The sequence below is a fragment of the Actinoplanes xinjiangensis genome, from assembly GCF_003148685.1.
GTDB lineage: Bacteria > Actinomycetota > Actinomycetes > Mycobacteriales > Micromonosporaceae > Actinoplanes > Actinoplanes xinjiangensis.
The window spans coordinates 22,449-34,526 of the sequence record NZ_QGGR01000045.1 but is presented as its reverse complement, the minus strand read 5'-3'; the positions used below and the strand labels follow the sequence as shown (position 1 = coordinate 34,526).

General features: G+C 74.4%; 8 protein-coding genes. 2 read left to right on the top strand and 6 right to left on the bottom strand.

From position 1 onward, the window contains the following. The first annotated feature begins 7 nt into the window (after positions 1-7). Positions 8-757, top strand: coding sequence for a MerR family transcriptional regulator (locus BC793_RS45965; protein ID WP_109602964.1), 750 nt, complete (start codon positions 8-10; stop codon positions 755-757). A gap of 1 nt (position 758) precedes the next feature. Here the strand turns inward: BC793_RS45965 and BC793_RS45960 are convergent, their stop codons facing one another. The 6 genes from BC793_RS45960 to BC793_RS45935 form a co-directional block, all read right to left on the bottom strand. Then, positions 759-3,596, bottom strand: a complete 2,838-nt coding sequence (locus BC793_RS45960; RefSeq protein WP_109602963.1) for an ATP-binding cassette domain-containing protein — start codon at positions 3,594-3,596, stop codon at positions 759-761. A 13-nt stretch (positions 3,597-3,609) separates the two neighbouring features. Continuing rightward, on the bottom strand, positions 3,610-5,784 hold the full coding sequence (locus BC793_RS45955; protein ID WP_203896641.1) for an NHLP family bacteriocin export ABC transporter peptidase/permease/ATPase subunit: 2,175 nt from the start codon (positions 5,782-5,784) through the stop codon (positions 3,610-3,612). Continuing rightward, positions 5,781-6,590, bottom strand: coding sequence for an HlyD family efflux transporter periplasmic adaptor subunit (locus BC793_RS45950; RefSeq protein ID WP_109602962.1), 810 nt, complete (start codon positions 6,588-6,590; stop codon positions 5,781-5,783). Before BC793_RS45950 ends, BC793_RS45955 begins: the two co-directional genes overlap by 4 nt. Next, entirely contained in the window at positions 6,587-8,053 is a 1,467-nt protein-coding gene (locus tag BC793_RS45945) for a SagB family peptide dehydrogenase (RefSeq protein WP_146246759.1), read from the bottom strand. The genes BC793_RS45950 and BC793_RS45945 overlap by 4 nt, the downstream gene beginning before the upstream one ends. Before the next feature lie 16 nt (positions 8,054-8,069). Continuing rightward, positions 8,070-10,352 (bottom strand): TOMM precursor leader peptide-binding protein, encoded by a 2,283-nt coding sequence (locus BC793_RS45940; protein WP_109602960.1) that lies wholly within the window; start codon positions 10,350-10,352, stop codon positions 8,070-8,072. 107 nt (positions 10,353-10,459) lie between these two features. Further along, complete coding sequence (locus tag BC793_RS45935; protein WP_146246758.1) at positions 10,460-11,446, bottom strand: hypothetical protein; 987 nt, start codon at positions 11,444-11,446, stop codon at positions 10,460-10,462. Positions 11,447-11,654: 208 nt separating this feature from the next. On the opposite strand from BC793_RS45935, the gene BC793_RS45930 reads away from it, so the two are divergent. After that, a complete protein-coding gene (locus BC793_RS45930) occupies positions 11,655-12,020 on the top strand; it encodes a hypothetical protein (RefSeq protein WP_109602958.1) in 366 nt (121 codons plus the stop codon). The last annotated feature ends 58 nt before the right edge of the window (positions 12,021-12,078 follow it).

Sequence of the window (12,078 nt, the reverse complement as noted above, 5' to 3'; positions counted from 1 at the left end):
TGGCGGCATGACCGTCCAGCGTGTCGACGGGCCGGCGACGGCGCAGCAGGAGTTCACCATCGAGGAGCTGAGCCGCCAGGTCGGGATGTCGCCCCGCAACATCCGGGCGCACCAGGCCCGCCGCATCCTCGCCCCGCCGGTCCGGCGCGGCCGCACCGTCGTCTACCAGGAACAGCACCTGCGCCGGCTGGAGACCATCCTGTCGCTGCAACGGCAGGGCTTCAACCTCACCGCGATCGAGGCGATGTTCGGCGTACGCGCCGGGCAGCCCCGCACCGACGGTCTCGCGCCCCTGATGCAGCGGCTCGCCGCCGAGTCCCCGGCGCTGGTCGACGCGCTCACCCGGCACGGCGTGGTCGCGTGGAAGGAGAACGGGACGGTCCAGATGGTCCGCCCACGGGCCCTGCGCGCGGCTCTCGAACTGCACCGGTCCGGGCTACCGGCCCGGCAGACCGTGCAGGTGCTGGTCGAGGTGCTGGACCGGATCGGCCGCCCGGTCGAGGAACTGCTGCGGGCCACCGGCGACCGGATCCTGTCGCTGCCCGGCGATCCGGCCCGGCCCCGCGCCGTCACCTGGGACGAGTGGAGCGACTCGGCCGAATTGCTCGCGCAGGGCCTGATCGACCTGCTCAGCGAGGCGTTCCGGGTGGTGGCCGAGAACCGCGGCCCGACGTCGGTGGTGGACATCGTGGGCCGCCGCTCCGGCCAGTCCACCGTCATGCTGGTGGAGACCGCCGCCGTGATGGACCTGGGCTGAGTCAGTCCTCCCCGGCCACCAGCTGCCGGCGGGCCAGCTGGAAGAACAGGCCGTCCTTCGCCGCCATCAGGGCGGCGAAGGTGCCCTGCTGCACGATCCGCCCCTTGTCCATCACGACGATCAGGTCGGCGTGCCGCACCGTGGACAGCCGGTGCGCGATCACCAGCCGGGTGGCGCTGAGCTGCCGGGTGCTCTCGGTGACCCGCTCCTGGGTGCGGTTGTCGAGCGCGCTGGTCGCCTCGTCGAAGAAGAGCATCCGGGGCCGGTGGATCAGCGCACGGGCGATCAGCACCCGCTGTCGCTGACCGACCGAGAGGGTGCCGCCGCCGTGCGGGACCATCGTCGCCACCCCCATCGGCAGGTGCGCGATGTCCTCGTCGAGACCGGCCAGCCGGGCCGCCTCCAGCACCCGTTCCAGGCTGTACGCGGCGGCGCCGCACACGTTGTCGCGCAGCGTCCCGGCGAACAGCCGGCCGTCCTGGAGGACCACCCCGCACTGCCGGCGGACCGCCTGGAGATCCAGCTCGGCGAGATCCTGGTTGTCGTAGTAGACCGAGCCCTGCGACGGCGTCTCGAAACCCAGCAGCAGCCGCAGCAGCGTCGACTTGCCGCAGCCGCTCGGGCCGACGATCGCCACGAACGCGCCGGCCGGCACCCGCAACGTCACGTCGTCGATCACCTTCGGGGCGTCCGGGCCGTACCCGAAACCGACCTCCTGGAGGGTGATCTCGCCGCGCAGGTCGCCGGGGTCCATCCGGTCCGGGGTCCGTTCCGGTCGCCCGTCCAGGACCAGCCTCAGCTCGGCGAGGCGGGGCAGCGCGGCCAGCAGTTCGACACTGCCGGACACGATCACCAGCAGCGCGCCGACCAGCATGAGGAAGGCCACGTTGAGGGCGAAGAAGTCCTCCGGGGCCAGGGTGCCGGCGAGCGGGCCGGCGAGGATCGTGAACAGCAGCAGCTGACCGGCGATCGGTAGGACGGTGGCCACCGCCCGCAGTACCGCCTGCACGCCGCGCACCTGGTTGAGGGTGCTCCGGGCGTACGCCGTCTGCTCGAACCACCGGGCGAACGCCCGGTGCTCGGCTCCCGCGAGTTTGATCTTCGAGATTCCACTGATCAGCTGGTGGGCGGTGGACACCGCCTTGTGCTCGGCCGGCAGGGCCCGCCGCTGGCGCCGGATCACCACCCGGCCCAGCACGCCGACCAGCAGCAGGCCGGTGAGGGCCAGGCAGGTGGAGGCCAGGCCGAGGGGTGGGCTGAGCACCCAGACGAGTCCCAGCATGGTGACCGCGGTCAGGGACGACGTCAGCAGCAGCAGGATCACCCCGGACAGCGCCTCCCGGGCGAACGTGACCCCGAGCAGGGTGTTGGCCAGCTCCCCGCTGCCGGTGTCCCGGAAGAACCGCACCGGCAGGCGCAACAGGCGATCCCAGAGGGCCAGTTGCACGCCGTACTCGACCCGGCCCTCGCCGCGCAGCATGCGCAGGTTGGTGGCCGCGCCGACCAGTGCGGCGACCCCGCCGCAGGCCACCAGCAGCAGCGCCGACCAGGTCAGGCCGGACAGCGACACCCGTTCGGCGAGCGCCCCCAGCACCCGGCCGGTCACGATCGGTGCGGCCAGGGCCAGCGCCGCGACGATCAGCCCGCACCCGGCCAGGGCGGCCAGATCCGGGCCGCCGCCGGCACCGCCCAGCCGGAACACCGCCGGCACCGACGCCTCGGCCGGCAGCGGGCGCTGCACCTGGGTGGCGGTCCGGGACACCCCGTCGGCGGCGGCCCGCCCGGTGGCCAGCACGATGCCGGTCTCCGGGTCCACCTCCCGGTACCGGCCACGCCGGTGGATCAGGCACACCACCGTGGTGCCGGCGCCCTCGACCGTGCGCCGGCCCAGCAGCGGGCCGAGATCGTGCTGCCACCAGTCCTCCGGCAGCTGCACGTCGCGCAGGTGCAGAGCGGAGCTGCGGGCCACCGCACGGACCGCCTCGGCCAGGTCGGCCGGCTCGTCACGCCGCCCGGCCGGCTCCACGATCGGCGGCCCGCCCGCACCGGCGATCAGGCGCAGCGCGGCCGCGGCCCGCCGGAAGCGCTCCCCGTGCCCGGCCGGCTCGGCGACCGTCCGGGCACCGACCAGACCCGCGGCGATCCGGGTCGCGCGGGCCACCGCCGCCCGGTTCCCGCGCTCCCGGGCGGTCAGCGAGGTCAGCAGCGCCGCGTCGGCCGCCGCGCCCTGCCGCTCGACCAGGCGCAGCAGCCGTACCGCCTGGTCCCGTACCGCCTCCCACAGCTCACCGGAGCGCAGCAGATCGTCGCTGGAACACGCCTCCACGGCGCCGCCCCGCTCCGGGCGCACCCAGTCGCGCCCGGCCAGCAGCACCGGTGCACCCTCGTCGAACGTCTCGTCCGGGCCGCCGTCGTTGCGGATCAGCCGGCCGCCGGTGCCCCGGAGCCAGCACACCGCGGCGGTGCCGGTGAACACGGTGCCGACGGCGGCGGCCTCGACCTGCCCGGCCCCGAGCACCCGGGCGTCGCGGGGCGGTTCCCGGTCGCCGCGGACGGCGCCGGCCAGCGCGGACAGCGCCAGATCCACCGCACCGGCGCCGTCCGGCGGCCCGGGCAGCCGGTCCAGACGCCCACCCGGCAGGGGTACGGCCAGCAGCCGCCACACGCCGGTCCCGGTGACGTCCGGCACCAGGCCACCGACCGGGATCCGGGCCACGAAGTGCCGTCGCGACCGGATCCCGCCGGCCCGGGTGCGGACCAGGAACAGGTCGCTCGGCGCGTCCACGACGAGCTGCCCGCCGCCCCCGGTCACCGTCTCGATCGTCCGGTCGCTTGTCATCCGGCCTGTCCTCCTATTCGTCCCGGACCAGTCGCGCGTAGTGCCCGTCCCGGGCGACCAGTTCGTCGTGGGTGCCGCGTTCGACCTCCCGGCCGCCGTCCAGCACGACGATCAGGTCGCAGTCGCGGATCGTCGACAGCCGGTGCGCCACGATCAGGCAGGTGGCGCCGCGACGGCGCAGGTGGTGGTCGATGGTCTGCTCGGTCTGCGGGTCCAGGGCGCTGGTCGCCTCGTCGAGCACCAGCAGCCGCGGACGGCGTACCAGCGCCCGGGCGATCTCCAGGCGCTGCCGTTGGCCGCCGGAGAAGTTGCGGCCGCCCTCGTCGACCCGGGCGCTCAGGCCGCCGGGCCGCGACAGCACGACGTCGAGAACCGCGGCGTCGGTGAGGGCGGCCACCACGTCCTCGTCCGGGATCGAGGAGTCCCAGAGCGTGACGTTCTCCCGCACCGTGCCCTCGAACAGGATCTGCTCCTGGTCGACCATCGCCACGGTGGCGGCCCACAGGCCCGGATCGATGCGCTCCCGTTCCCGCCCGTCGACGGTGATCCGCCCGGACCACGGCCGGTAGAGACCGGACACCAGCCGCCCGACGGTCGACTTGCCGCTGCCGGATCGGCCGACCAGCGCCACCCGCGCACCGGGCGGCAGATCCAGGTCGAAGTCGCTCAGCAGCGGCGCGGCGAGGGGGTTGTAGCCGAAGGTCAGGCCCTCGATGCGCAGATGCCCGTCGAGCGGCTCCGGCGGCTGGGGCTCCGGCGGTTCGGGGGCCGGATAGCGTTCCACGTCCCGCAGCCGGCTCAGGTCGGCGGACATCTCCTGCACCTGGGCGCCGACCGCGGTGAGTGCGGCGACCGGCCGGTTCATCGCCACGACCAGCGTCTGCATGCCGAGGACCACACCGATGCTGAGGCTGCCGGTGAGGATCCGCGGGCCGCCCAGCCCGAGCAGGACCGCGGTGTTCAGGGTGGCCAGCAGCGCCGGCACGACCGAGAGGATCGCGGTGGGCCGGCCGAGCCGCTGCTGGTCGTTGGTGACCGCCGCGGCCCGCGAGCTGAACTGCTGGAAACTGTGCTGCTCGGCGCCGCCCGCCTTGACCGTCTCGATCATCTGGATGGTGGTGTGGACGGTGCTGAACAGCCTGCTGCGCTCGGCCTGCAGACTCGCCACGGCGGTGGTCCGCAGTGCCGACACGTAGCGCAGGGCCAGCACGTTCAGGCCGCACAGCAGCACCGAGACGGCGCCCAGCAGCGGGTCGTAGAGGCAGAGCAGGCCGCCGTACGCGACGACGAGCGCCACGTCCACACACGTCAGTGTCAGTCGCCGGGTGACCACGTCGGCCACCACGTCGGTGCTGCGGATCCGGCGGGTCAGATCGGCGGCCTGCCGCTGGTCGAAGAACGCGGCGGGCAGGCGCAGCAGCCGCCGGAACAGCCGGGCCGCCGTGCTCAGGGCCATGGCGGTCTCCGCCCGTACCATCAGGCGTTCCTGTGCCAGTGCCGCGAGCAGTGTCACCACCGCGGCGCCCCCCATCGCGGCGAGCAGCCCGGAGAGGGCACCGCCCCCGCCGAGCAGGACGTGGTCGACGAAGATGCGGACCACCGCCGGCATGGTCAGGCCGACCACGGCGATCACCAGGCCCAGCAGGACGGCCTGGGCGGCGACCGCCCGCAGGCCCCGCCAGCGGGCGGCCAGCGCGGCCCACGCCCGGAAGCGGCTGCCGCCGGGCCGGAACCGCTCCGGATCCGGGGTCAGCGTCAGCACGATGCCGGTGTAGCCCTCGTCGAACTCCGCCCAGGTGATCGGCCGCGGGCCGGTCGCCGGGTCGTTCACCCAGACCTTCCCGGCTCCCATCCCCTCCAGGACGAGGAAATGCTGGAACCGCCAGAACAGGATGGCCGGCAGCGGCACCGACGCCAGCTTGTCGACCTCCATCTGGAAGCCCTTGGCGGTCATCCCGTAGTGGCGGGCGCCCTTGAGCACGGTGGAGGCGTTCGAGCCGTCCCGGCTCACCCCGCAGCGTTCCCGCAGCTCCTCCAGGGGCACGTGCAGGCCGTGGTGGGCCAGCACGATGCCGAGGGAGGCCGCCCCGCACTCGACCGCCTCCATCTGGATCAGCGTGGGCGTACGCACCCGGCGGCGGCGCGGCAGCCGCGGGGCGTTGGCGTCCAGGTCGATGACGGCGCTCACCGGCCGAGCACCCAGTCCAGCGGGCGGTCCCGGCCGACCACGATCCGGCCGTCGACCTCACTGATCGAGGTGAGCCGGAACGGTGGCGACGCCTTCGACCAGAGCAGACCGGTCGGTGACTCCGGATCGGTGTGCAGCAGCACCACGACCCGGACCACGCTGCCGTCGGCCAGGAACGGCCGCACGTCACGGCCCGACCCGAGGAACGCCCGCAGCGAGTCCTCGGTCTCCGGGAACGCGCCGACCGTACCGACCTCGCCCTGAAGGGTGCCGAAGACGGTGGTGGAGACGGCGGCCACGTCGACGTGGACCGGCTGCCCGGCGGAGAGCATCGGCGCGCTCGCGGCCGACACGAACAGCACCGCCTGGAGGGCGTCGCCGGGCGCGTCCAGACGTTCCAGTTCGGCGACCCGGGCACCGCGCTCGATCACCTGCCCCTCGGCGATCAGCAGGCTCACCACGTAGGCGTCCCACGGCGCCGGGACCGTGACGATCCGGCCGGAGTCGTCCTGGACGCTGTAGATCGGGGTGCCCTTGGCGACCGGCTCGTTACGGTCGGCCCAGACCTTGACCACCCGGCCAGTCTCCGCGGCGTCGAAGTCGGAGACGCCGTGCGGGTGGATCAGCACCCCGCCGGCGGTCACCTCCCTGTCCAGGGTCGCCGTGCCGGTCCAGGCGCCGGCGGCCAGGACCGTGACCACCAGCGCGACGGTGAGCAGCCAGCTCGGCACCGTGGTGAGCCGGGCGACCCGGTCCAGGTTCTCCGGCTGTTCCAGGTGGCGCAGCGCCTGCCTACGGAACCTCATGCCGGCTCCCGGCGTGCCGCGGAGCCCAGCGCGAAGTCGGCGACCGCCGGCTCGGCCAGGGGATCGATCCCGGACAGCTCGGCGAAGGCCGCGGAGTCGCCGGAGCCCAGCGCGCACGGCGCCAGCCCCATCGCGGTCGCCACCAGGTACATCAGCTCGGTCAGCACGCCGGAGTGCTTGAGGATCATCGGGTAGCCGATCCCCTCGTACTTCCACATCAGCCGGCCGACCCGGGCGGTGATCACGAGGAGCACCTGGGGTGGCCCGGTCATCGCGGCGGCCGCGCGGGCGTACCCGGCCATCCGTTCGGTGAGCGGCCCCGCCGGGGCCAGCAGCCGCAGCTGGTGCGCCGTCCCGTCGTAGTGGTACAGCCCCGGCGACAGACCCTCGCAGCTCAGCACCAGCGGATAGATCTCCAGTTCGTAGAGGCCACCCCCGCCCGGGTACGGCCGGTGCCCCACCTCGATGCCGTCGTGCTCCCCGGCCGGGCGGGTGGCCTGCACCCGGTACAGGAACTCGGCGAGCCGGTCCAGGGTGATCGGATGCGCGTCGTCATGGGTGCGGATCGACCGCCGGGCCCGGATCACGTCGGTCAGCGTGGGCTCGGCGGCCGCGACCGCGTCCAGGTCCGGTTCCGGCAGGTCGGTGGCGGGTGCGCCGGGGAAGCCGCGCCGCAGCGGCTCGGCCGGCAGCCGATCCCGGAACCGGTGGGTGCCCCCGACCGGCAGCGCGTGCCGGCCGACCCGGGACCGGTGGTGCACCTCCAGCTCGGCCGGGGACCAGAAGACACCCGGTGCGGACGCCGGGCCGGGCTCCTCCAGGATCCCGGCGCTGAGCAGCTCGTCGACGACCCGGCCGGCCACCGGAGCGGACACGCCGAGCACCGCGGCCGCCCGGTCCAGGTCACAGCCCTGCGCGGCGGCCAGGGCGAGCAGCCCGGCGACCCGGGGGTCCGGGCAGCCGACGGCCACCGCGCGGGTGGGGTTGAGCGCGGACAGCACGGCACCGTCGGCGTCGATCCGGGCCAGGCGGGACATCCGGTACCGGACGCCGGGCCGGTGCCGGGCCGCTGGCGGCAGCACCGACGCGCCGAGGCCCTGCGGGTCGATCTCCAGCAGCGGCCGGTTGCCGGCCGACACGCGACGGCGTAACCAGGCGTGCGTGATCAGGCGGCGGAGCAGCACCTGGGCCCGCAGGATGCGGTTCTCGCCCTCCACCGTGGCGACCAGATGCTGTACGGCGTCGTCGTCGAGCCATTCGTCGGCGAGCCGCAGCAGCATGGCCCGGCGACCGAGCCCGAGACGTTCCATGTGCAGCTGGAACCGCCCGTACTGGACGGTGATCGAGTCACCGGCGCCGTTGCTCAGCGTGGTCCGGTCCCGGAAGCGGTACTCCTCCCGGACCGGGACCCGGCGGATCGCGCCGGTCTCCGGTTCGGTGGGCACTGCGGTGGTCGATGGCACGGGCCCCTCCGGACGATCAGAAGAAGACACTCAACGGGTTGATCGAGTCCTCGCCGGTGGCCAGTGGCGCCCGTCCGAGGACGGCCGGCGTCTCCCAGAGCCGGCCCGGGCCGAGCCGGCGCCAGAAATGCCGCAGCCCCGGCACGACCACCCTGGCCACGGCCAGTTCCAGCTCCGGGCGGGACTGGTCGACCACGATCAGCTCCAGCCCGGCGGCGCGGGCCGTGTCGACGGCGGCGGTCACCGCGGCCGAGGTGTCCGCCGTGACCGGGGACGGGTGGGGCGCCGGCGTCGTCGGCGGCTGATCCGGATCGGGGCGGAGCCACGGCTGGTCCGCGGTGGTGACGGTGGTCAGCCAGCGGGCGGTCTCCGGTTCGGCGCCGTGGTGGCCGCCGTTCGCGCCGGCCACGGCCGCGGCCAGGGGCAGGAACTGGTTGAGTTCGCTGACCGCCCGGGTCAGTGCGACCGCGGCGCTCGGGTGCGCACCGAAGCCGACCAGCACCTGCCCTCCGCCGTCGCGTTCGCTGACCGCGGCGTACACCGGGATCCCGAGGTCGGCGGTGAGGTCCAGAACCCAGAGGCGGCGGCCGAGGACGGTGCGGTAGTGCCTCTGGACGGCGGCGGGCCACGGGTCGTCGAAGGCGGCGAGGTCGACGCCGGGCAGACGGGACCGGTGGTACCACCAGAGCGCGACGGCGTCGCGTTCCACCAGCTCGTAGAAGCCCTGGAGGATCGCCTCGCCGAGGGTGCCGCCGGCGGCGCAGCCGTTGGAGTCGGCGGGGCCCAGGGACAGCCGGGACGCGTCCGGGTGGCCGTACCAGACGTAGGCGGCCGGCAGGTCGCACGGCCGGTCGTGGGTGAGCGACCAGCCGGTGGTCCACTCCATCACCACGTCGTCGCCGGCCGGAACGGGTACGTGGTGGAACGGCCCGGAGCCGGGGTTGGTCAGGTCCCGTTCGGCGTACTGGCGTGCCGAGAAGTGCCGCAGCTCGGACATCGGCACGGCGCGCTCGCGCCCCAGGCCGGCGTAGGCGGCGCGCCGGCTGGGCCGGTCGCCCCGCCACACCCCGCAGTACCGTTCGATCGCCTCGCCGATCGCGCTGACGCGGGCCTGCGTCTCGGTGCGCCCCTTGCCGCCGCTGAGCCCGCGCAGGTTGCCGCGCAGCCGTTCCGGCCCGCGGGCCAGGGCGAAGTTGTGTCCGGCGGTGTAGCCGAACATCACCCCGCCGTCGCTGTCCCCGCCGGTGGGCGACAGCCGGGTGATCACTCCCAGGTATGGGCTGACCTGGTGCTCCAGTAGCCGGAGGGTCTCCGCGGCGGGCCGGGTCCGGCTGCCGGTCCCGTCGTCGGCGGTGAGCGGGTCGGGCGTCACGGTGACCCGTGGTCCGGTGCCGCCGAGCCGGGCCGGGTCGCCGCACGCCGGGCATTGCGGCAGCCGGACCAGGGTGTGCGTGCCGGTGGTCAGGTCGCGGGTGTCCAGGGCGACCATCCGCCCGGTGACCCGCGGGGACCCGCCGGCGACGGCGAGCACCGGCAGTTCGGCGGCGAGGAGCCCCGCCAGAACCGCGGTGGTGGCGTCCAGCGCCGCCCACGCCGGGCTGGGCCGGTCGTGGTCGCCACGCTGCTCCACGACGAAGTTGACGACCTCCTCGTTGTCGGTCCACCGGCGCCGCAGGCACTCCCAGCAGCCGGTCGTGCCGGGCCGGAAGTGCGGGCCGAGCAGCAGCACGTGCCCGTGCGGCCGGACCAGCAGCCAGGGCCGGCCGGTGGCCAGGCAGGCCTCGTTGAGCCGGGCCAGCCGGGGATCGATCATCGAGCCGGGGGCGACCACGAGGAGCCCGTCCGCGTCCAGGCGGTCCGGGTCGCCGGCCGGGACGACCGTCACCGGCGGCCCGAGGTCGCCGAGCCGGGCGGCGAGGCCGGCGACGGCCGGGGAGCCGGCGTCGACCAGCAGCACCCGTCCGTCGCGCCGCCACTGTTCGGCCCGGTCCGGCGCCACGTTGCGGGCGTCCCAGGCGGCGGCGGCCGGACGCGGGGTCGTGCACGGCCCGGCGGCCAGCAGGTCCAGCCCGTCGAGGCGGCGCAGGGCACGGGCCAGGGCGCCGGCCGAATGCCGGCCGACCAGCTCACCGACCACCTGGCCGAGAGCGCGGGTGCCGTCCAGCAGTGCGGCCAGCTCCACCGCGACCGGGTCGTCGATCATCACGTTGCGGGTCTCACCGACCACCACGAGATGGTCCCGGTACGGCTCGGCGAGGCGGATCGGCAGGTAGTCGTGGCGGAATCGGGGTTGATGCATCGGTCTCACCTCGCAGCCGGATAACGGCGATTCTCGGTCGGCGGCCCCGGCCGTCTCCATCGATGGCACCGATCCCGGCCGCGGTGGATCGACAGGATCGCGGGCCTCTAGTCGGTGGCGGTGATCTCGGTGGCGGCGTCGGTGAGCCCGAGCACGGCGGCCGGTGCCCCGTCCAGCGGCACCTCGAGCAGGAACACCTCGACCCGGGAGACGGTGATGGTGTGCGCCTTCACCGCCGTGGTACGGCCGGTGGCCAGCAGGTCCGGAGCGGGCGGGGCCAGGACCGCGTCGTCGCCGTCCTTCGTGGAGACGATGGTGTCGACCACGTTCAGGGTCAGGAACCCGATCACCCCGTCGCCGGTCTTCGCCGCGCACGGGGCCCACTCGGAGGCGGTCAGCCGCCGGTCCACCTTCATCGACGCGGCTTCCATCTGAGACGTGTAGATGGACCATCCGGCGGCCAGCTGATCGTCCAGGACGGCGCTGGGGGCGAGGACCGTGGTGTCGGCCGGCCCGGCGATACTGCGCTGGAAGACCTCACCGGTGAGGGCGGTACGGCGGGCCGCGTCCAGCAGCTCGTCGGTGGGGTGCGCCGTCGCCTGCCGGAACGCCCCGGTCGCCGCCACCAGCTCGTCGGAGATCATCACGTGGTGGCTCAGCTGCCACCGCCCGGCGTCGTCGCGGACGAAGTGGCCGGCGTCGGCACGCGGCCGGTCCTCCCCGTCGACGGCCATCTTCGCCGAGGTCACGAAGCAGTCCGCGGACACCGCGAAGACCGGGTCCTGATGCCTGAAGCCGGGCAGCACCCGCTTGCTGAGCCGGGCCCGTTTCACCCCGGCCAGGCTGTTCTGCAGGGCGGGACCGGTCTCCCAGACGGCCAGCTTCTCGCCGTCGCCGCTCTTCGACGCCGCGGAGTCGGCCGCGTCGAACTCGGCGAGCACCGCCGCCGGGTCGAAACCGGCGGCACTCGGTCCGGCCGCCTCCGGACCGGCCGCCGCCGGCTCGGCACCCGGGTCCGCGCACCCGGCGACGGCCAGGAAGAGGACCGCCGGGATCACCATCCGCCCGAGTCCGCCCCGCGTCCGGCTTGCCATATCGACCACCTGATCCTCGTCATGCCCGTCCGGCGCCCTCCGCCGTGATCCGAGTATTCGGCGAGGTTGCGGCGGCGGGCCGGGCACGGCACCGAACCGTGCCCCGGCACGCGGCACCGTGACACCGATCGATGCCGTGCTCTGCCGGGGTCACCGTCCGCGCCGACGATGGGCGCATTCGAGGCCCCGTGAGAGCGGAGAGAACACCATGGACCCGTCAGAACGAGCGCTCTTCATCACCGCGTACGGCCGGCTGGTCGCCGGGGTGTGGTCGGAACCGGACCAGGAACGCCTGCTCGCCGACGACCCGCACCGGCTGCTCGCCGAGCACGACCTGCTGCTGCCGCCGGAGATCCCGGTCGTGGTGGTACGCGACGCGCAGCACGTGGACCCGGACATCGACGTGCAGGTCCGGGCCTGGGCGGACGCGCTCGCCGCCGGTGGGCCGTTCCTGCTCTACGTGCCGGCCCTGGACGAGCTCGACGAGCACGAACTGTCCGAGCACGAACTGGACAGCGTGGTCGCCGGGGTGGACCCGACCGGTGCCTGCTGCTGCCCCTGCTGCTGCACCTGATCCGGTCCGTACCGCGACGATGACATCGATCGGCACCGCTGTCGGAGCACCTTGGCAC

What these genes read in the sequence shown, in the direction of transcription:
- BC793_RS45940 (WP_109602960.1), bottom strand. Translation starts at nt 10,352, where the DNA reads ATGCATCAACCCCGATTCCGCCACGACTACCTGCCGATCCGCCTCGCC.
- BC793_RS45960 (WP_109602963.1), bottom strand. Translation starts at nt 3,596, where the DNA reads ATGACAAGCGACCGGACGATCGAGACGGTGACCGGGGGCGGCGGGCAG.
- BC793_RS45950 (WP_109602962.1), bottom strand. Translation starts at nt 6,590, where the DNA reads ATGAGGTTCCGTAGGCAGGCGCTGCGCCACCTGGAACAGCCGGAGAAC.
- BC793_RS45965 (WP_109602964.1), top strand. Translation starts at nt 8, where the DNA reads ATGACCGTCCAGCGTGTCGACGGGCCGGCGACGGCGCAGCAGGAGTTC.
- BC793_RS45930 (WP_109602958.1), top strand. Translation starts at nt 11,655, where the DNA reads ATGGACCCGTCAGAACGAGCGCTCTTCATCACCGCGTACGGCCGGCTG.
- BC793_RS45935 (WP_146246758.1), bottom strand. Translation starts at nt 11,446, where the DNA reads ATGGCAAGCCGGACGCGGGGCGGACTCGGGCGGATGGTGATCCCGGCG.